Raw genomic sequence first — 22374 nt, forward strand, 5'->3', positions numbered from 1 at the left:
GCCCCCTGCTCCCTGCCCTAGCAGTCGGCGTGTTTCAGCCGCCGCAGCTTGCATTGCTCGTTCCGAATTCATCCTACCCGATAACGCAGCGCTAAGATAACGCTGCAAAATATCTGATGTCTGAGCATATTGGGCGATCGGCGGACGTAAAACTGCATTGTCCACGACCTCCAATAATTGCGGATAGTGGGGGTATTTAGCAACAATCTCTGGGTCTGTAAACAAATCCCGGCGACTTGGCACATAGCCTGCGCTGAAAATAAATCGGCGCTGTGCTTCTCGACTGGTAAAATATTGAATTGCTTTCCAAGCCTCTTCGGGATGTCTAGAGGTTTTAGAAATCCCTAAACCCCAGCCCCCAAGACTTGCTGCTCCCGTTTGCCCAGGAGCATGAACCATCGGTTTAATCGCAATTTTGCCTCGGATTGGCGAATTTTCTGCCTGAGCTAAAGGCCACGCATAAGGCCAACTGCGTAAAAACGCTACTTGACCACTTTGAAACAAGCGCCGGGTGTCTTCTTCTTGGTAGGTCGTGACTCCAGGAGGAGAAATGCCTTCCCTGATAGTACTACGCAGAAACTCAATGGCTCGTAATGTTTCTGGTCGATCTAGTCCAACTTCGAGGGTGTTGGGATTAACCCAGAAGCCACCAAAGCCATCAAGAACTTCTGCAAACATCGCCACAAGTCCTTCATATTGGCGACCCTGCCAAACATAGCCCCACTTCACCTGGTTTTTCTTCTGCAAGACTTGAGAAATTCGGATCAAATCATCAAATGTTTCTGGCGGTTGCAATCCTGCTTGTTTGATTAAATCTTCCCGGTAGTAGAGCATTCCCACGTCGGAACGCACTGGAATGCGGTACAGCTTGTCTTGATAACGTCCCCCTTCTACATCCTGCGATGAAAATGCTCCCAACTCCTGTTTAGAAATGCGATCGCCTAGAGGTAGCAACCATCCAGCAGCAGCAAACTTGGATGTCCAGATAACATCCATATTGATCAGGTCATAAGGGGATTCACCTAAGATAAAAGATGAGGTATACAGGTCTTCGAGCAAATTTGTGGCATTCGGCCCTTCAACCAGGTTAATGTGAATACCTGGGTTCTCAGCCTCAAAGTCTCTAATCAAACCTTGCCTCCAAGGTTCGGCATCAGGAGCAGTCATTAACAGATTGAGGGTAACTGGTTGCTGTGAGAGTGCTACCCAACTGAACAATATGATGCTCAACAGAGTTCCTAGGAAAACCCCTATATGTAAATAACTCTGTTTTTGGATAAATTTTTGTAACTTCTTTATTGGCTTTCGGTGCAACATTATAAATGTAGCGATCGCTAGTGGTAATTATTCAGAAATAAAAGCATAAATTATCTGAAAAAAAATTGTTTTATATTATTCTTCATCAAAATTCTTGAGTAATGAACAAGCAAGTCAATAAACTTAATATCAATCTGCAACGCCAAAAATAGACAACTCTTTATCGCTAGTTTCAAGGCATCGATTTTGCCAGAAACTAACCATATTTAGACTTATATCTAATATTCGAGCAATTTACCTATATTTTTCCCCTCCGACGCTAGGAGAATTATTTTTGTACGTGTTACTAGTTGTTGCACCGTATTGTGTCGGTTTCTGTTGTAGTTCTGAGCGCAGGCGTAGCCTGTCCAAGCATGGATCTTGTTCAAATTTAATACTTTTGGAGCTAAGTAGAGCGGCATAAATAATTCAAGATTCGTAGTGTACTCCTTTGGGGAGCTTGCTACGCGAACGCAATGACATATTAAATTTTATTATTTCATCGAATAATAAAACTGGGATACACCCAGTAACTCTCTTAAATCTGGAGTTCATCGCGGGAGCATCCCAATGCAAGCAAATCTATTAAGATAATGAGTCGTCATTGCGTTCGCCTCTGGCGTTCCCAAACGGTATGAAGCGTAAAGCTTTGTCTACGAGAGGCAACGCCTTCGGCATAGCTTCGCTTAACGCGCTAGCGTCTCGTAACAGGAGCGGAATGTACTCCTCTGGAGAACCCGCAGGGTAGCAATCGCCAAAGTACGGATGTTGCGATTGCTACCCTGTGGGAACGCCAAGAGCGAACGCAATGACAAACTATGTTTTAGACATTTGGGGTGCCCCCGTTCATCGTTGCCTTCAGTAACAGCTTTTTTCTTTGTCATGTCTTAACAAGCATATTTTGTGGGCATTATAATCCCAAGCCAAATACATCAGCTTGCAGCCATAAAACTCTTTGGCAGCAAGTTTTTCATTTACAACTATAGTATCGACCTATGGCAGATAATTTTAGACATTATTTCTTTGTTTCTCGATATAGTTTGTACACTGAGATGATTTTAGGATACCTACAGATTCAATTGGGAATAATCTGTAGCGTAGGTATTTGGACATTATCAGAAGCTAAGTTACAAGCTGCCCAAGCACATCAGACTTGGAAATCACCTTCAGAATTGACTAAGCAAGTCACCAAATTCAGGAGGCAGGAGGAAAGTACGCTTAAAATGCCCCCCTATCGATTAAAGCCAACACCTATTTTGATGGCGGCACCCGAAAACTTCAATCCTGATTTGCAATTACCGCCAGCGCTACCCGAACCACCGCAGAATTCTAGCCCACCAACAACTTCCACTGAATCACCGCAGAATTCTAATTCACCAACAACTTCTAGCGAACCAAGAAAGCCGGATGCAGTTTTGGAAAGTATTTATACGGACTATCGCTATGACACAGACAACTTTGGCCAAACCAATTTATTCTTTGAACCAAGGATTCAGTTTCGATTGAATAATGGCAATAAAATATTTATCAAGACAGGTTTTAACTTCTTTGAGCAACGCGGTGTTGAATCAGTTACTAATTTTCCCTTGCAAGTTGGATGGCAGGGAAAAATTGGGCAAGTGACTCTGCAAACAGCAGCCGGAGTCGATGTGTTCAATCGTTTACCTACAGCTATCAATCTCAATGCTAAGGTGGAGGTTCCTATTTCGCCGCCACGAGTTTCGTCATCCGGTCAATTGCTATCGGTAGTAATACTATCAGGTAATTTAGAACAAGGGCCTTATAAATCTAATGCCCGAACTTTAGACAATCAAATTACTGCTTGGCGATTTGGGCCTGATTTATATTGGCAGATTGACCGTAACACTAGCTTGTTTTCATCATTACGTTTGGGCAGTTACAACGATAGCAATTCCGAGGTGCAGTCATTTAGTAGGCTAGAGCGCAAGTTTGGACAGTTTTCTCTGGCAGCTAACTTATTCAATTGGAGTTTTGATCGCAATTTAGAACGCACAAGTGGCTATTTTTCTCCACCAGATTTCCTAGTTTATAACGCTGAGGTGGCTTGGGAAGGAGATATTTCTAATTTATTACGCTGTCGCCTCGCTGCCAACTTAGGACAGCAGCGACTTCAAGGAAAATTTGACAACGCCTATACCTATCAAACGCGCTGTACAGTAAAGATTTCACCAAATATAGAGGCAGACCTTGGCTATAGCTTTAGCAATGTCCGAAATCAAGAAACAGGGGGAAGCGCCTACGATGGTAATTCCTTGACAGGGCAGTTGCGGGTCAAATTTTAGGAGGCAGGAGGTAAACCCTATAAATAATCTAAAATCTAAAATCTAAAATCTAAAATTTAAAATGGAATAAGACTTAAGAATGAAAGCACCATTACCTGATAATGAAGTACAGCGAATCGAATCTCTTTTGGAGTATAAAATCCTCGATACTCCTTCGGAAGCTGTCTTTGACGACCTTACCCGTTTAGCCTCATATATTTGTGGAACTCCTATTGCCTTAATCAGTTTAATTGATAGCGATCGCCAGTGGTTCAAGTCAAAAGTTGGTTTAGATGCCCTAGAAACACCCCGAAATGTGGCATTCTGCGCCCATGCTATTATGCAGCCTGAGGTTTTTGTTGTACCTGATGCCACAGAAGACGAAAGGTTTGCTACAAACCCGCTAGTCACCTCTGACCCTAATGTTCGATTTTATGCTGGTGTACCACTGACTAACTCTGAAGGATATGCGCTAGGAACACTTTGCGTAATTGACCGTGTACCAAGAAACCTCTCTTCAGAACAAGTTGAAGCATTACGAATTTTAGGTCGCCAGGTAATCAAGCAACTAGAAATGCGGCGTACTTTAGCAAGTTTAGTATTAGCGAGTCATACACGTAAACAGACGCAGAAGGCGCGCAAACAATTTTTTCAAAAAGTAGCTGGAGGGTTTGGGTTAGCATCAGCAATTTTAGTTTTAATTGGCGTGATTTCTTATCAAAACACACGCAGATTGATTAATACTAATAATCAGATACAAGAAACCCACGAGAAAATTAATAAACTGGAAGAATTACTGTCCGAGATGAAGGACGCTGAGACTGGACATCGCGGTTATATCATCACTGGACAAAAAAGTTATCTGGAACCTTATCAAGCAGTAGTTATAAACATCGATCCAAAAATTGCACAACTGAAGGATTTAATTACAGATAAACCTAGGCAAAAAAAGCAGTTTGCAACCCTTGAATCTTTGATAGCTGCAAAATTTGCCATACTCAAGCAGACTATATACCTGCGTCAAACTCAGGGATTCGAGGCGGCATTGCAGGTAATCCAAACAAATCAGGGAAAAAATATCATGGATGATATCCACAAGACCATCCATGAGATAGAGAATGAGGATAAAAAGTTGCTTCAACAGCAGTTACAAGCTGCAAAAGCCAGTGCTAAAAACACGCTTTTGACACTTGCCTTTGCTATTTCTCTAGGGTTTCTGATTCTGGCTATAGTCTACTATTTCATTTCTCGTGAGGTAAAAGAGCGTAAATTAACAGAGGAGACACTAAACACAGAACGCAACTTTATCTCAGCAGTCCTTGATACAGCCAGCGCTTTGGTAATAGTTGTTGACACACAAGGGCAAATCGTTCGCTTCAATCAAGCTTGTGAACAAACAACTGGTTACTCATTTGATGAGGTGAAAGGAAGGCATTTCTGGAACCTGTTTTTACTTCCTGAAGAGATAGAGCCAGTTAAAGCAGTTTTTAAGGAGTTGCGAGCTGGTGAAGGCCCTAACAAATACGAAAACTATTGGCTAACTAAGGATGGCAGTCGGCGGCTGATTGCCTGGGCTAACACTACCTTGCAAGACTATGGGGGGGACGTTGAATACATTGTTGGCACAGGTATCGATATCAGTGATGTCTCCGAGGAACTTCGTTTACGTAAACGAACTGAACAACATTTGAAAGCAGAGTATGCTACAACACGCGTCTTAGCAGAGTCAACTACAATCAACGAAGCTATGCCCCAAATTCTGCAAGGAATCTGCGAAAGTTTGGGATGGAATTTAAGTGAATTTTGGATAGTAGATCAGCAAGCAAATCTACTGTCATTGCTAAATTCATGGTATAAAATATCCTACAAGATGCAAGAATTTGACATCTTAAGTCGGCAGACTACGTTTGCACCAGGAATTGGGCTGCCTGGTCGTGTCTGGGCTAGTGTTGAACCTGTTTGGATCGCTGATGTCGTTAAAGATCAGTATTTCGTCCGCTCTCAAATCGCTGCTCAAGCAGAACTGCACGGAGCTTTCGGTTTTCCAATCCGTAGTGGTAAAAAAATCCTCGGTGTCATTACCTGCTTTAGTCATGAAATCCAGCAACCTGATCCAGATTTGGCAACAGTCATGAATTCTATTGGTGAGCAAGTAGGGCAGTTTATTGAGCGCAAGCAGGCAGAAGAAGAACTTCAACGCCAAAATTTGCGATCGCAATTATTTACTGAAATCACCCTCAAGATTCGTCAGTCTTTGCAAATCAAAGAAATTCTTCAAATCACTGTTACGGAAGTACAAAAAATTCTCCATAGCGATCGAGTTTTGATTTATCAACCTTTGGCAGATGGATCTGGAGTCACTATCGTTGAGGCAGTAGTTTCTGGCTGGCTGGCAATCAAAGACAAAGAACTAGTCGATGCTTACTTTCAAGCGGAATATACACAGCAGTACTATCTACAGCAGTATCGGCAAAAACGGAATCTGGAGCTTGCTGACTTGGATATAACTGAAGTCCAAAAAAGCCAGATGGAATTACTGCAACAATTTGGGGTAAAGTCCAATTTGGTCATACCTATTCTGGTCAAAGAAGAACTCTGCGGTTTGCTGATTGTCCATCAATGCGGCAGTTACCGCCAATGGTCTAGCTTTGAAACTCATCTTTTACGACAAATAGCTGATCAAGTAGGTATTGCCTTAGCCCAAGCCCAAATGTTAAACGCAGAAACTCAACAGCGACGAGAACTCGAAATTGCCCGTCATCAAGCTGAATTAGCTTCTAAAACCAAAAGTGCCTTTTTGGCGAACATGAGCCATGAAATCCGAACTCCGATGAATGCTGTGTTGGGCATGACAGGCTTAATGTTAGAAACTCCTTTAAACTCGGAGCAACGCGATTTTATTGAAACAATTCGGATTAGTGGAGACGCCCTCTTAAGCCTAATCAACGAAATTTTGGATTTATCCAAACTTGAGGCTGGGGAAATGGCTCTAGAAACTCTAGATTTTGACTTATCCACCTGTGTAGAAGAGGTGTTAGAATTATTGGCTCCTCCAGCCCATAATAAGGGATTAGAAATTGCCGCATTAATTTATCCCAATGTCCCCACCCATCTGCAAGGCGATGCTGGCCGCCTGCGGCAAATTCTCATGAACCTGATTACCAATGCGATCAAGTTCACCAGTAATGGAGAGGTAGTACTACGAGCAGAATTGCGATCGCAAAACTCTACTACAGTCACCATCTATTTTGCGATCACAGATACTGGTCTTGGCATTACCTCTGAAGACCAATGCAAACTCTTTACGCCATTTACCCAAGTAGATGCTTCCACCACCCGCAAATATGGCGGCACAGGTTTGGGATTAGCCATCTGTAAGCAACTAGTGAGCTTAATGGGAGGAGAAATTGGCGTAGAAAGTCGGTTGGGCAAAGGATCTAAGTTTTGGTTTGAAGTAACTTTTACCAAGCAAATTCACTCTATTTCGTCAGAAAGCGAACGCGGACTTCTGACTAATCGGCGCTTGTTAGTAGTGGATGATAATACTACTAATCGCAAAATCATCTACCATCAAGCTACTCGTTGGGGGATGATTGTAGATCAGGCTGCCTCGGCTGCTAGTGCCCTCAAAGCTATTCAGGAGGCTGCCAAGCAGAAAATTTTATATGACATTGCTGTGATTGATATGCAGATGCCAGAAATAGATGGCATGACTTTAGGAGAGCAAATTAAGGCAAATTCAGCGATCGCTAGTTTGCCTTTGATTATGCTTACCTCTACTAATCAACGGGATGAAATCCAACGGGCGCTAAAAATAGGATTTGCAGGTTATTTGGTCAAACCTGTTAAGCCGTCCCGACTCCTCGATATCATCATAAGTATTTTAGGAAGACAGATGGAACAAGAGGAGTCAGAATTCAGAAGTCAGAATTCAGGAGTCAGAATTCAGGAGTTAGAATTCAGGAGTCAGGAGTTAAAAGTCAAAAATTACGAAAACAAGAGCAACTATTATTCTCATGGCCCTAACTTCCCCAAACTTAGAATTCTTTTAGCTGAAGATAATCTGGTAAATCAGAAAGTTGCTTTAAGGCAACTCCAAAGCCTGGGCTACAGTGCTGATGTCGCTGGTAATGGGAAAGAAGCCTTGCAGCTATTAGAAAAAATTCCCTACGATTTAATTCTGATGGATTGCCAAATGCCAGTTCTCGACGGTTTAGAAACCACAAAAGAAATTCATCGTTGGCCAAAAAGTAGCTTTGTCAGTGGTCGTCGTCCTGTAGTAATTGCGATGACAGCTAATGCCATGAAAGAAGATCAACAAATGTGTCTAGATGCCGGAATGGACGACTATCTAAGCAAGCCAGTAATCAAAGAAAAATTGGCTGCGGCGCTAGAGCGTTGGGGAGGTGCGATATTTAGGGAAAAAGAAACAGATGTTTTGGAACAGACAGTTTCTACAATAGATGTAGATTCATTTGAGCTGCCAATTGATTGGAAACGCTTGCATCAACTCTCAGAAAACAACTCAGAATTTGAATTGGAACTACTACAATTATTTGTTGAAGATGTTCAACCTCATCTAGAGGTAATTAAAATAGCGATCGCTGATCATGACTTTGAGCAACTAGCGCTCCTAACCCATCAAATTAAAGGTTCTAGTGCCAATATTGGAGCTATAACTATGCATCTAGCAGCAGAAAAACTAGAACAACTAGCGAAAAAGCAAGAGCGCCGAGGTACTACTAACTTAGTCTCAGAGTTAGAAGAGTTTGTTAAACGCATCCAAGAGTTTTTAATCTGTAAAGATAGTAACGCCAAAAACTGAAAAAATAATATTTCTTAATAAATTAACGATAGCGATTTTTTCTGAGTAAGCATGAAAAATAAATATTTTTCATTTCTCATTACTCATTTCCTATTTTCCAGATAGAACTTGTGAACAACTGGGAATAATAACTTTGATGTACTAAAAAAAGTATATTCGGTGAGTTAGCTGCATCAGAAGCTGAGAATTTTTAGCCTAGATGTTCAGTTAAATGCATCATCTTCTATTCCCAATTGATTACCGAAATGTGAGGCTTTCCTAATGAGTCAGATGAGTAAAGACGATGTACGAGAACGGCTTGGCAATATCGACCAGATCCGCGATATTATTCTTGGAACACAGCTAAGAGAGTACGAAAATCGATTTAACAAGCTGGAATCAGATATATCTCTCCTGCAACAACAGATGCGATCGCATGTCGATCAACTCAAGTCCAACTTTTCGGCTGAACTAAAAGCAGGGTTTGAGGCGCTGGATAAAAAGCTGAAGTCACTCAACCTAGCAACTCAAGAAGAAACTCTTGACTTACGGCAACAGGTTGATAGACTTAATAAAAAGTTCTCTAGTAGCGTTCAATCGCTTGATGAGACGTTAGATAGCCAAACTACCTCGATTCGAGATGAAATCTTTCAAACGAAAGTCCAATTACAAGATGATGTCACGGCATTACGGGATCTGATTTTAGAAGAAATAGATCGACGCTTCTCGCAGTTGACAGACGCTAAAGTTTCTAAAGACGATATGGCTGAAACTTTGTTTGCCTTGGGAATGCGTCTGAAAGAAACTGAATTTATTCCTAAATTGCGAGAAGCAGCCGATGAACGCAGTGATGAATATACTGCTGTACCACTTCTAGAAACTACAAAGTTGTCAAAAGTGTTAACTCACTCTAACAGTACAGCAGAATTACATTCGTAATTAAGTTAGAAGGCAAGGAGAGATGAGGGGATGGGGAAGATAATGACTCCAAATTCTTAACTCCTAACTCCCGTAGAGACGCAATTAATCACGTCTCTACTCCTAATTCCTAACTCAGCACTCTTAAAAGGATGACTCAGGTGGAAAATTCGATTTATCAATCTGTTGAGTTGAAACCAGAAAAAGCTGGAGAGCTTGACAATTTGCTGCATTTGCTAATCGAACTCAAAATTATCGACTTACCTGAGCAATCTTGTTCTTTATTACCACCAGAAATTGATAATAAAAATGAGTATATTCAAGAAGAAATTGAATTTCTGCAACTTGCTCCAGTGACATTAGAAGTATGTGAAGCTTATTTAGAATCGAATTTTAATATTATTCAAAATATATCTAATTCCTCACAAACTACTCAAGAAGAATTAGAAGAATCTCTTGAAATGGTTGCACAATTTGAAGAAACATTAGATAAATCAGAGGATGCATTGCAAAAGTTACGGGAAATATTGGTCGGATATGAATTAGCAGAAATAAATAATATTACAGCTAAAATTGAACAAAAATTAGCAAAAATAGAGAATCAAATTTATGACTCTAAAGAGCTAATAAATCTACTGCTACCGTGCATTTCTGAGCTTTTAAGGCTGAAGATTACAGAGTCAAGAGAGGAAATTATCGAGATAATTGCTCCTATTCTCGATCAGACTATCCGCAGTCGCACTGAACAGAATAAAATTAGCATGAGTGAGGCGATCGCACCTGTTATTCCTCTGGCTATTTCCCAGCAGATTATTATAGCTCCAGAAGAAGTTTCAGATGCGATCGCTCCTGCAATGGGACGAGCTATAAAAAAGCAAATTGAAATTGAACAGAATATTGTTGTGGATGCACTCTACCCAATTATTGGTAGTACCATAGCCAAATATATGGCAGAGACAATCCGTGCCATTAACCGACAAGTTGAAGAAACCCTCAGCATTGAAGGCATCAAACGTAAAATTCGTGCCAAACTACAGGGAGTTTCTGAAGCAGAATTAATTTTTAAAGAAGCTCTACCATTTACAATTCAAGCCATTTTCTTGATTCATAAAGCATCTGGTTTAGTCATTTCAGATATTCAGCATTCTGATGTAGAGCAGCTAGAGGCTGAAATGGTAGCAGGAATGCTAACAGCAATTCGCAGCTTTGCCAATGATTGCATCAATCAATCTGGAAGCATAACAGAATTAGATGCAATTGAATATGGGACATCCAAAATAATTTTAGAAGTTGCAGGATACTGTTATTTAGCAATTGTTGTGCGAGGAGAACCAAGCAAAAATTTTATTTGCAAAATGCGGCAAATTTTCAGCACAATTGTTAAGAAATATGGTGATTTAATTGAAAGATTTGACGGCGATCCAGATTTAATTCCTCTGGAAGTTCATACACTTCTAGAACAATTGAAAGATACAGATATTCAGGATAAAAATAAAACAAAAATATCACCTCTACTGGTATTAGGCTTAACAGTTATCAGCACCATTCTCATTCCTTGGGGTATTTGGCAATACCGTAGTGGAGTTATACATGCCATTGAAAATCAAACTTCGTTGGCTCTAACTTCTGTTCCAGAACTAGCCGTATATCGGCTAACTGTACAAGTAGAACACAATAAATTAAAATTAACAGGACGATTACCTAATCAACTTCTTCGCCATAAAGCCGAGCAAATTGTTAAAATTACCTCTCCTAATTGGTTAATTGATAATCAAATTTTATTAGTAGAAGTACCAGCAGATCCTGTATTAGCTGCTGCTGAAGTCAAACGAATCACAGCAGTTTTAAATCAGACTGATGATATAGCAATTTCCGCTCAATACATCGCTGGTAAAGTAGCTATTAAAGGAACAGTCAACCGAATTGCAGATGCTCAGATTATTGCTCATGCATTTGAACAAATTCCAGGCGTAAAATCTGTGTCTAGTGCGGTGCGAATACAACCCCCACAGATTGAAGTTCGATTTTACTTTCAACCCGACTCAGCGAGTTTAATGAAAGCAGACGCACTACACAAGGTTCAACAGGTCAAGTTTTTCCTCAATCAGCACCCAAATAAGCATTTAAAAATTATTGGTTATAGTTATGATCGTACTGGCGTGAACAAATCTCAAAAATTGGCACTGGCGCGAGCAAAAGCTGTACAACAAGCACTTATTAAATTAGGTATCGAGCCATCTCGTCTACAGGTCATTGGTAGGACAAATTTACCACCAGGAATTGATGTAACTCACCCCTTATGGTTAAGTCGCTGTGTCGCTCTAGAAGCGATAAACAAGCAATTTTAAGTTTGTAGTAGCTATGATTTATATAAAATATTCCCTACTTTAACCCAACTATGTCTACAATTTCTAAAAAAATATGTTTATTTGGTGATTTTGGTGTTGGAAAAACTAGTCTAATTCGCAGATTTGTTGAGTCTCAATTTAGTGACGAATATCTTTCAACTGTAGGAGTAAAAATCTCTCGTAAATTGGTTAGTGTTTCGGAAAAACACCTATTTAGTGTACAAGATTTACAGTTGATAATTTGGGATATAGAAGGTAGTAATAAATTTAAGGCAGTTGCTAAAAATTATTTTCAATGTTCTAAAGGTGCTGTGATAGTTGGTGATGTGACACAAACAGAAACGCTTTATCATATTCAGGATCATATTCAAACTTTTTTAGCTGTTAATCCTAAAAGCTATATTGTTGTTGCACTGAATAAATCAGATATGATTGCAGCCGAGTATTTAGAAAACATCCGTCAAATGTATCAATTCACAAATAAAACTAATATATTAGATACATATATAACTTCAGCCAAAACTGGCAATAATGTTGATAACATATTTCAAAATTTAGCAACTCATTTAATTTAATGAACATGAACTCATTTGTTAATAATTTATTATCTGTATGTGGTATTGAATATTTGATAATTGATGAGAACTTCAAGATTCTAGAGATGTCTTTGGGACTAAATCGTTTTGCTGATATTCCTAATGAATTTAAGCCAGGTCAAGATGTTCGGATTGTATTTCCTGAATTAGAGGGACTTGAAGATGTTTTTGATGCAATTCGGCAGAGAAAGCAAGATAATTTTGAATTAAAGGGAATTATGCGATCGCAAGATACGGCTTCTCCTTTATATATTGATATTCGTATTACTAATAATATCCCAGAAAACCATTTTAGCAATCGACTAATCATTGTTATTGAAGATGCGACAGAACGGATGGTTCTTGAGCAATCTTTATTTCAAGGTGCAAATGAAGCAAATCTTTTGCTACGTAACTTAAAGGCTTCCAAACAATATATTGACCAAATTGTGACATCAATGGCAGATGCGTTATTAGTGACTACGCTATCAGGTGAAATAAAAAAAATCAATTATGCTGCACAAAACTTATTGCAATATAGCGAAATAGAACTCATCGGTCAACCTATCACCAAAGTGATTAAAGAAGTCAATAACTATCAATTAATGATTAGGGATATTGAAAGTATTGATACCCATAATCAAAACATAAGTCCTTTAGTAAAAGAGGTGGAAAGCATTTGCTATACCAAAAGTGGGAAAACAATTACCGTAGCTTTTTCATCCTCAATAGTGAAGACAGAAATTGAACATTTTCAAGGTTATGTTTACATTTTGCGAGACATGACTGAACGAAAGCAGGCTGAACTTGCTAAACAGGAATTCTTAGCGATGATTAGCCATGAGGTTCGGACTCCAATTGCATCGGTAATTGGTATGGCCAGTTTGTTGCTATATACTGAATTGGCTGATGAACAGCAAGAGTTTGTTGAAACCATTTATAACAGTGGAAATTCTTTGCTCAAAATTATTAACGATTTCCTTGACTTCTCCAAAATCCAGTCAGGTAATTTGGAATTAGAAGAGGAAGCTTTTGGTTTGCGAAACTGTATTAATGAGGCTCTTTATATGCTTGGGCCTACAGCTAGAGAAAAAGGTTTAAAACTCACATTTTTAGATACTCCTGAACTTCCTAATACAATTGTGGGAGATATCACCAGACTGCGCCAAGTCTTGATTAATTTACTCAGTAATGCTATTAAATTTACCGAAACTGGAAGCATAGAAGTTTCAGTTATAACCCGCAAGAATAGCGATATTAATCATTCTTCTACTGCAAATACTGAGGAAATTCAGTTTAGTGTTAAAGATACAGGCATCGGAATTCCACGCGATCGCCTTGAACGTTTATTTAAAGTTTTCAGTCAAGTTGACTCCTCCATTACTCGACAGTATGGCGGTACTGGTTTAGGTCTTGCTATCTGTAAGCAACTGTGCGAGTTAATGGGTGGCAGAATTTGGGTTGAAAGTGAGCTTAGTGTAGGTAGTACATTTTACTTTACGATTGCCGCTTCTGTTATTCCAGAGGAGTCAGGAGTCAAGAGTCAAGAGTTATTTTTATTGTCCGCGCGTAAAAGCTACCCTGTGTCTTCTTACCAGTCTCTTGACCCCCATAAATTAAGAATTCTCTTAACTGAGGATAATCTGGTAAATCAGAAAATAGCCTTGAAGCAACTCCAAAGTCTGGGCTACAGTGCTGATGTCGCTGGTAATGGAAAAGAAGCCTTGCAGCTATTAGAAAAAATTCCCTACGATTTAATTCTGATGGATTGCCAAATGCCAGTTCTCGACGGTTTAGAAACCACAAAAGAAATTCATCGTTGGCCAAAAAGTAGCTTTGTCAGTGGTCGTCGTCCTGTAGTAATTGCGATGACAGCTAATGCCATGAAAGAAGATCAACAAATGTGTCTAGATGCCGGAATGGACGACTATCTAAGCAAGCCAGTAATCAAAGAAAAATTGGCTGCGGCGCTAGAGCGTTGGGGAGGTGCGATATTTAGGGAAAAAGAAACAGATGTTTTGGAACAGACAGTTTCTACAATAGATGTAGATTCATTTGAGCTGCCAATTGATTGGAAACGCTTGCATCAACTCTCAGAAAACAACTCAGAATTTGAATTGGAATTACTACAATTATTTGTTGAAGATATTCAACCTCGTCTAGAGGTAATTAAAATAGCGATCGCAACCCACGACTATAATCAACTAGCGCTTGAAACCCATCAAATTAAAGGTGCTAGTACGAATATGGGAGTTACAACTATGTATCTGGCAGCAGAAAAATTAGAACAACTAGCGATCAATCAAGAGCGCCGAGGTACTACTAACTTAATTTTCGAGTTAGAAGAGTTTGTTAAACGCATCCAAGAATTTTTAAGCAGAACTCTTAATTCCTAAACTTTAATAATATTTACTAATAAATAAACAGTAACGATGATCTACTGTCGGCTCATAACTCAACTTGTCGGCAATGGCAGACATGATTTTTAAACCACGTCCGCGCTCTTGCTCATTCTCCTCAAATTCAGATGTTTGTTGCAGCTGCTGCTCTAAGTCAAAGGGTTCGCCTTGAGACCAAATGCGAATTTCTATGTATTCATCTAATCGTACAGCTTCTATTTCAATAGGAGTTTCAATAGGTAAATTTCTGTGAGCATGTTCCACAATGTTTGTAAAGCCTTCCATCATCAGAGTTTGACATTGCCACCAAGTTTTTTTATCGGGGATAGGTGGTTGATTAATCTGCTCGAACCAAGATAAGACTTGAGGCGAGGCTGTCAGGTCTGTGTTGACTTTTAGAGAAATTTTATTTTTCACTTTTTAACCAATAAAATATTTTGATCCGATCATATTCCGTAACTAATTTATTTAATTTGAGTATTTTCACTATACATTTAAAATTAAATTTAATATAAGTTTAATGAAAGCAATTAATCACTTTTTATTCTACTTAGCTTCAATTTATGTTTAAAATTCTGGTTATTGATGATGACCCTATAGTGCGAACAGTACTGAAAAAAACACTCCAAAATCAGGGTTATGATACCAGTGTAGCCAAAAATGGCGAGGAAGGAATTACACAAGCACAATTACTACGTCCTGCTCTGATTATTTGTGACTGGATGATGTCTCAATTAGATGGGTTAGAAGTGTGTCGTCGAATTAGGGCAGATCCAGAATTGGCAACTACTTTTTTTATTCTATTGACTGCTAGGGGAGCAGCTCGAGGAGAGGAGGAAGATAGAGTTAAGGGACTTGATGCTGGAGCAGACGAGTTTGTTTCTAAACCAATAGAAATGAATGAATTGAAAGCACGGGTAAGAGCAGGGCTAAGATTACACCAGTTAAATCAGGATTTACAAAGTCAAAAAGAAGTTTTGGAGACACTAAATCAAGATTTACAAACCCAAAAGCAAATTTTGGAAGCAGAATTAGCTGAGGCTGCTGATTATGTGCGATCGCTTTTACCCTCACCACTTGTAGGAGCAGTAACTACAGAAAATCTGTTTATTCCTTCAGCACAGCTAGGGGGAGATTGCTTTGACCATCATTGGATCGACGAGGATAATTTGGCAATTTATTTGTTAGATGTATCAGGTCATGGGGTGGGTTCAGCCCTCCTATCTGTATCTGTGCAGAATGTTTTGCGATCGCAATCTCTACCGAACACTAACTTTTGTCAACCCAGTGAAGTCTTAAAAGCGCTCAATCATGCCTTCCAAATGACGAAGCACGGTGATAAATACTTCACAATTTGGTATGGAGTTTATCACCGCCTTAAACGTCAACTCATTTATGCCAACGCTGGACACCCACCAGCTTTATTGTTATCTAATACCTCTACAACAAGCATCCAAGTTGAACAGTTAAGTTCTTTAGATTTACCAATTGGTTTTTTACCTGATGTCAAATTTGAGGATGCTGTTTTTGATATTGAAGAAAACAGCACTTTATACATCTTTAGTGATGGTGCTTATGAAATTAATCAGTCAGATGGCAAAATTTGGGGTATTGATGCTTTCATTGACTTACTAACGAAATATAGCCTGGAAGATACCTGCAACCTAAATCAACTATTAGCAAATATTCTCACCTTAAATGCTCAAGATAATCTTGATGATGACTTATCTTTGGTAAAAGTTAACTTTGGCTAAAATAGTCAAATATGCATATTCAAATTTTGTACTCTCTATCTGATTACTGTGTTGCCAATACTTGGCGATTGAATTCCTCTTGGTCAGCAAAGCTTTGAAAAATTCTATCCATTTTAGTCAATTCAAACAACATCCTGACTTGATCGTTGATAGAACAGACAAAAAGTTTACCATTAGCATTTCGCACCATTTGCATTGCTGATACTAAAGCACCTAAACCAGAACTATCGATAAATTTTACTTCTTTCATGTCAATTAACAAAATATCGGCTCCATTTGCCAAAATTTCGCTAATTTCACGACGCAGTTCATTCCCTCTAATTCCATCTAAAATTCCAGATAATTCTAGAACTGTTACACTCAAATTCATGGTTTATTTCCTATTATTGGGCTTGAGAATATGTATTTATATTTTGGCATCGACCTAAGCAAACCGCAATAGAGAAAGTAATAGTTTTGGGTTTAATATGCAATTAACTGTGTTGAATTGCTTGGTAGCTATTATTTGCTATTGCAGTAAAGTAGCTAGCATTTACACATTGCCTAGAAATTTCAAAAGCTTCAAAATAACCATCTTTTTGACCTAACTCTCGTGCCCAAAAACGAGATAAAACTAGTATAGCGTCAAGTTGCATAAATGCTTTATTTAGCTCTGATTCATAACAACCGATAGCTGCAACTTTTTCCTCAATTACAGAGGTGATATCTACAAAAAAGTTAGGTTCAAAACCACGCAAAAAAACAGGTGGTGCTGAATACCATAAAGATATGTTTTTGCGAGTAGCAACATTAGAAACTGCGATCGCACACACTTCATGATCTCTATGTCCATATTTTTCAGGTTGTGGTGCATGAGTAATAATCAGATCCGGTTGCCAACGCCTAATAGCTTCTTCAGTAACTTTAATCACTGCTTGTGTTGAGAAATTATACTCTTCAAGTGCATAAAACTCATAAGTTGCACCGATGATTTTCCCAGCTGCATCTGCTTCTTGATGACGTGTACCCTTAATAGGCGAACTAGAAAGACTGCCATCAGTCAAAATTAAACAACGAACATTCCAGCCTGCCTTGGACATCAGACTGAGAGTGCCAGCAGCAGGTAGAACTTCATCATCAGCATGAGCATAAATTGTTAAGACAGTTCGCCCACCAAAGTTGTTTAAGTCTGAATAAGTGTTCATAGCTGTTTTTTTCTAAATTGGATTTGCAACTCAGGAGTTATGAGTTATTTATTATTTACCTTCTCTTCTCCTGCTTTCTTTAGTAGCACAGGTCGGCGGAAATAAACCTACCATTTCATTACAGCCAAAAAACCCAAAATTCAAGCCTTTTGACGTTTGAATGCGTGACTTCCGCCTTGTGGTACTAGCCTCTTAGGCTTCTTTTGAAGGTTGCCAAACAGATGCGCGGATGATAGCCCACAAAAGTAACAAGTTATAGATAGCCCATACACTATTTAATAAGTGAACTAAAGGATTATTTAGATGACCAATCGCAAAGCGGTAAACACTCCACAATATTCCTAAAATAGTGAGGGCGAAGACAAGCAGTTGTGGCCAAACGAGCCGAAGATAAATCCCGGATTGGCGTTGCTTAGGTGTTACTTGGAAATTGAGTTTTTGTCCCGTGAACACACTCCATACGGCTTGGATTAATAAGGGAAATAAAGCGATCGCATATTGTTCAGAACGCCAAACTTCTCTAGCTGGAATACCCCAAGTAGCTGCCATGAAAGTGAGACGGTTGATAATAAAAGCTGGGAAAAAGTGTATGGCAAAGTCAGACCCGTAGGTTTTAACTGGAACAATGTCCGTAAAAAAATAGATAATTGGACAAGAAATAAAAACCAGAGTTGCAAAACCTGAAAAATAACTATACATCGTCTGAAAATATTGCAACCTCTGCCAAAATATTAGCCCTGATTTTGTCAGTGGATTTTCTCTTACTAGTACTTGAATAGTTCCTTGTGCCCAGCGTAGCCTTTGTTTAAGAGTAGAACTCAAGTCATCTGGCGCTAAACCTTCTGCCAAAAGTTCATTGTGATAAACAGATTTCCAACCAGCACTATGCAGACGCATGGCTGTATTCATATCTTCGGTAATGCTATTACTCGATACCCCACCAACTAAATGAAATTCATCTAAACGTTTTTCATCTTTGGCAAATTCATCAGCAAAATTTTGCAGCCCTACACTAACTAATGCTTCACGTCTCAATATCGCATTTGTGCCAGTATAGAACGCAGAATTCATGCCATCTTTACCTTGTTGAAGTGGACCATAAAATAAATTTGCTCGATGTCCAAAAGGATCGCCTGGAGGAATATTATAAAAATCCTGGCGAGTTTGTACAAAAGCAATTTGATTCTGGTTGTATTTTCCTGTTGAAAGATTATAGGTGTAAAAATAAGGCAAAACTCGCTTGAGAAAATTTGGCTTGGGAATGTGGTCAGCATCTAGAGTAACAATAAAACTTCCTGCCGTTTCTCCAGAAAAAATTGCATAATTGATGTTCCCTGCTTTAGCATGATGCGCTACACCAGGGGTCTTGGGACGAGCAATGTAGCGAAATCGGGAGAGTTCCACCAGTTCCAGTTCTTTTTTGCGAATAGCTGCTTCTAAGGCTTTTCGTTCGGTATTTAAACGTTCGCGTAGCGTCTTTGCAGGAGAATCGCTTATACTTTGATGCTGTGGAGGTAACCAAAGAATAAACTGTCGTAGACTTTGGACAAATTCGGTAGCAAATTGATTAACCACCGATTCTGATGATTGCAGCCATTGTTCAGCAGCTTGAGTATTAGGTGTAAAATTTTCCAGTTGCTTCAGACGCTCCAACAAGCTAGAGTGTTCTGCATCAATTCGATTCGCTTCTCGTTGTAGTTGTGGTGACTGTAAATCCTCGATAGACAATCTTTCTGTCATAGCTCGTATATCAGCCGAGTTACCGTCATCCAGTACATAAACGCATAACTTGGTTGGCGGATAATCTATTGCTAGAGCAGCTTTGGCAGTTTCTTCGACAATTTCCGGCGGCTCATTGTAGCAGGTGATAAATACATCCACTGTTGGCCAGTCCGATCTGGGTATAGATGGGATCATCTGGTCGAGAGACTTAATCTGTCGCACTAAAGGACGCCACAACCCAATTACAAACATTACACCACCGAAATAGCTATAAATTTCTGCTATCAGTAAAGGAATTGAGATCCAGAGGGCATCAAAATTGATGGAATGGGTGATGCGCCATTGCAAATACCAGATCCCAAAAATTAAATTTATTTCTGCCAGGTAGCGAAACAACAGCGTTCTTTTTTTGAGTGATGAGCGACTGTTACCGGAAAAGTTTGAGGAATTATCAACAAGAGAAACTGAAGTCATGTTAGTACCAGTAATTAAAAGAATTAGAAATTGAGCATTAAAAATTAAAAATTTAATTACTTTAAGTTTTAATTTTTAATTTCCGAAGGGTCAAGCACTAGAGGATGTCTGCCTCTAGCTTGGTAAAGCAGACTTTCTAAAACGATCGCATTCGTATTAATGTCAACTGAAGCATTAACACCTAGTTTGGAGTTTTCATATCGCCCTGAAAGATAGCCACGATTTTTATCGGATAAATTTTGAGCAAAGTCTCGCAGCTTTTTCGTGTAAGGCTCATCTGGCATGAGCGCAAACCAAGAGAATGCTGCTTTCGTGCTGACAAACCGCAATTGGGGATAGCTTTTTCCCGTGGTGTTTACGGCTTGCCAAGGTTGACCATTGGCGTAGACACTGTAATACAGAAAGTAAGGAGGACGATCTAAGGAATCTTCATTTACAGCAGTTAAAATCCCAGTGCGTTTAAACCGTTGTTGTTGCACTTTGAAAAGATTTTGCACTTGAGGCTTAACAGCATCATTCCAACCCATTTCTAAACCCCAGAGTAAATAAGGATCATTCGTCAGGTAGTTAGTAGCTCCAGAGTTTTTGAAATTACGCTCGTCAGTTTGCAGTTTAATTCCATCTATTTCAACCGTTTTTATTGGTGGATTGGAAAGAGCATTTGAAGCTTGAATATTCCACAGCTTTAAACTCTGAGCAGCGTATTGCTCGTAGCCTAATCGCCCTTCCTGCACTTCGAGAAGTTTGCCTGCTCTGGGAATGGCACCATTTAACCAACCATCTTTGACAAGTTTCAATGTATGCCAACGAGCGACAATGCGATTGATATGATCGCTATATTTTGGATAATGCGATCGCATAACATGCAATCCTAATAAAAATCGCGCCATATCCAAAGCTGACCAACCACTTGTACCCTTGGGATCGGGGGTGTCATTGAGTCGGCGCATTTCGGCAGTACGGGTGCTATAAGCTTTGTTGGGCAAACCAGTTGCAGGTAGCGGCAGTTTTTCTAACGTCTGTAGCAATGTGTTCATCCGCTTTTGGAAAACATCTTGCGGCAATAACCCTAACTGGTAAGCCGCATGAATTCCTAGTAAGGCACTACCTTGATCCCACCAAGTTGTCCACGGCAAGTTATCTACCGAATTTACTAAACCTGTTTGAGGATTCCAGTTACGCTCAAAATATTTCCAAGCCCGCCCCGCAGCAATTTTATCCGCTTCTTGAGTCAATCGTGGGAAAGAAGTTGTGGGCGTTGGAGTAGCAGGTTTTTCTGGCGTAGCGGTTGGTTTTGGTGGTGTCGGTTTTGGTTTTTGTGGTAGTGGCGTGACTATCGGAGCAACCAGTTCTGGAACGGTTGGTGGCGTTGGTGTTTGGACATTAGGATTAAAGTTATTAGGGGCAGCAATGATCATAGATGGGGTAGGAGAACATTGCCATGTCGCCGGACTTGGACAAAGCAGGGGTTGTTGATTTGCCGTTGCGTACAAAACTGATTGCAAAATCATGCTTTTGATGCCGCTTGTTGCCATTTATATTTTCTTTGCCAACTCAGCAGGCGATAAATAGCCGAAGGCCGGATTATTTACCGCGTCTTTATAACCAGCAGATTTGCCGCTATTGCTGTTAATTGCCCAATCACATTCCTTATTAATATTGAAATAAAGAATGGCTCTTACACCTATCCCAGCTAGCTGAGTGTAAGAGTCTCGTAACCATTGGTCTTTGGCACTGTTGGGCAAACTATTTTGCGTATTACTCGTACTAGCTGTTTGAGCAATGAAAATCGGCTTACTGCCAGCCATAAGCTTCATCCGCTTGATATATGGTTCAAAAACTTCTTTTGGGCTACTCCAGTGTTTCCAAGAAGAATTACTACAATACCCCCAGTTGTACGAACTAAAGGCAACGACATCTACCGACTTGTCCCCAGGATAGTAGTTTTCAAAGCGATGTTCGTTGTTTTCACTCCAACCATTAGGTGCAAATACCCAACGGATTGCCTGTGAAGATACACCAGCTTCTTTAAATATTTTTTGGATACGTTGATAAGCTAACTTGAAGTTTTGTGGGTCTTTGCTGTATGCTTCTCCGGGAATGTTCATCTCTTGCAACGGAGCGATAAACGCAATACGACCCTCGCCTCGTTTTGCCCAGTCAGAGTATGCTTTTGCCACTTTTTGCAGAGAATTATCTACGTCTCCCTTAGCAATCTGCGCTGCTGAACGAGTGGATTTGAGATTAATAAAGGCTGTGTATCCGTTTTGCTTGAGTTGTTCTAGGGAAACTGGGATATTGTAGGCAGGATTCGAGTCTTCGATATCAAAGAAAAATCCAGCAATAGAATGGTGCTTACCAACCCATTGATCGACTTGACGCAATTGGCTGTCAATTGTACTTTTATTTCCGATGTAATCTGGGGTGTATAGTCCCAGTAGTACAGGAGGATTGGAAGTTGTTTGGTTTAATTTACGGTTTTCGAGTTGCTTTGAGGCATCAGCGATCGCCATTAAATTTTTACTCGCAAAGATGCTTCCTAGTAAAATTAGCATCATCAGCGCCAGTCGTACCTTGTTCATAGATTTGAAGGAATAACCTGGGATTTTGAATCGAGA

The 22374-nt window shown here is 39.7% G+C and carries 14 protein-coding genes; 7 read left to right on the top strand and 7 right to left on the bottom strand.

Going from position 1 to position 22374, the window contains the following annotated elements; translation table 11 throughout:
* The coding region (locus ACFE90_RS13010) for an ABC transporter substrate-binding protein (RefSeq protein ID WP_375501077.1) at window positions 1–1317 on the bottom strand (1317 nt) is incomplete at its 3' end.
* Window positions 1318–2291: 974 nt separating this feature from the next.
* Here ACFE90_RS13010 and ACFE90_RS13015 point away from each other — a divergent pair.
* The 6 genes from ACFE90_RS13015 (at window position 2292) to ACFE90_RS13040 (ending at window position 14619) form a co-directional block, all read left to right on the top strand.
* The gene (locus ACFE90_RS13015; protein WP_375501079.1) at window positions 2292–3599 is read left to right on the top strand and encodes a hypothetical protein; all 1308 of its coding nucleotides are present in this window, start codon (window positions 2292–2294) and stop codon (window positions 3597–3599) included.
* 79 nt (window positions 3600–3678) lie between these two features.
* Entirely contained in the window at window positions 3679–8403 is a 4725-nt protein-coding gene (locus tag ACFE90_RS13020; protein ID WP_375501081.1) for a response regulator, read from the top strand.
* Window positions 8404–8664: 261 nt separating this feature from the next.
* The gene (locus tag ACFE90_RS13025) at window positions 8665–9321 is read left to right on the top strand and encodes a hypothetical protein (protein ID WP_375501083.1); all 657 of its coding nucleotides are present in this window, start codon (window positions 8665–8667) and stop codon (window positions 9319–9321) included.
* A gap of 131 nt (window positions 9322–9452) precedes the next feature.
* Window positions 9453–11648 carry an OmpA family protein gene (locus tag ACFE90_RS13030; protein ID WP_375501085.1) on the top strand — a complete coding sequence of 732 codons (2196 nt, stop codon included), beginning with the start codon at window positions 9453–9455 and terminating at the stop codon, window positions 11646–11648.
* Window positions 11649–11698: 50 nt separating this feature from the next.
* Window positions 11699–12223: a Rab family GTPase gene (locus ACFE90_RS13035; RefSeq protein WP_375501087.1), complete on the top strand. Its 525-nt coding sequence runs from the start codon at window positions 11699–11701 to the stop codon at window positions 12221–12223.
* Between the two features lie 5 nt (window positions 12224–12228).
* Window positions 12229–14619, top strand: coding sequence for an ATP-binding protein (locus tag ACFE90_RS13040; RefSeq protein WP_375501089.1), 2391 nt, complete (start codon window positions 12229–12231; stop codon window positions 14617–14619).
* A 3-nt stretch (window positions 14620–14622) separates the two neighbouring features.
* Here the strand turns inward: ACFE90_RS13040 and ACFE90_RS13045 are convergent, their stop codons facing one another.
* Window positions 14623–15039, bottom strand: a complete 417-nt coding sequence (locus ACFE90_RS13045; RefSeq protein ID WP_375501091.1) for an ATP-binding protein — start codon at window positions 15037–15039, stop codon at window positions 14623–14625.
* Window positions 15040–15185: 146 nt separating this feature from the next.
* Here ACFE90_RS13045 and ACFE90_RS13050 point away from each other — a divergent pair, with 146 nt between their 5' ends.
* Window positions 15186–16376: a SpoIIE family protein phosphatase gene (locus ACFE90_RS13050; RefSeq protein WP_375501093.1), complete on the top strand. Its 1191-nt coding sequence runs from the start codon at window positions 15186–15188 to the stop codon at window positions 16374–16376.
* 43 nt (window positions 16377–16419) lie between these two features.
* Here the strand turns inward: ACFE90_RS13050 and ACFE90_RS13055 are convergent, their stop codons facing one another.
* From ACFE90_RS13055 to ACFE90_RS13075, 5 genes are all read right to left on the bottom strand, one after another.
* A complete protein-coding gene (locus tag ACFE90_RS13055; RefSeq protein ID WP_375501095.1) occupies window positions 16420–16746 on the bottom strand; it encodes an STAS domain-containing protein in 327 nt (108 codons plus the stop codon).
* Between the two features lie 103 nt (window positions 16747–16849).
* Window positions 16850–17560, bottom strand: a complete 711-nt coding sequence (locus tag ACFE90_RS13060) for a PIG-L deacetylase family protein (protein WP_375501097.1) — start codon at window positions 17558–17560, stop codon at window positions 16850–16852.
* Between the two features lie 192 nt (window positions 17561–17752).
* Window positions 17753–19756, bottom strand: a complete 2004-nt coding sequence (locus ACFE90_RS13065) for a glycosyltransferase (protein ID WP_375501099.1) — start codon at window positions 19754–19756, stop codon at window positions 17753–17755.
* 68 nt (window positions 19757–19824) lie between these two features.
* On the bottom strand, window positions 19825–21291 hold the full coding sequence (locus tag ACFE90_RS13070) for a DUF3131 domain-containing protein (RefSeq protein WP_375501101.1): 1467 nt from the start codon (window positions 21289–21291) through the stop codon (window positions 19825–19827).
* On the bottom strand, window positions 21292–22338 hold the full coding sequence (locus tag ACFE90_RS13075; protein WP_375501103.1) for a hypothetical protein: 1047 nt from the start codon (window positions 22336–22338) through the stop codon (window positions 21292–21294).
* Window positions 22339–22374 lie beyond the last annotated feature (36 nt).

This window comes from uncultured Nostoc sp., from assembly GCF_964245445.1.
GTDB lineage: Bacteria > Cyanobacteriota > Cyanobacteriia > Cyanobacteriales > Nostocaceae > Nostoc.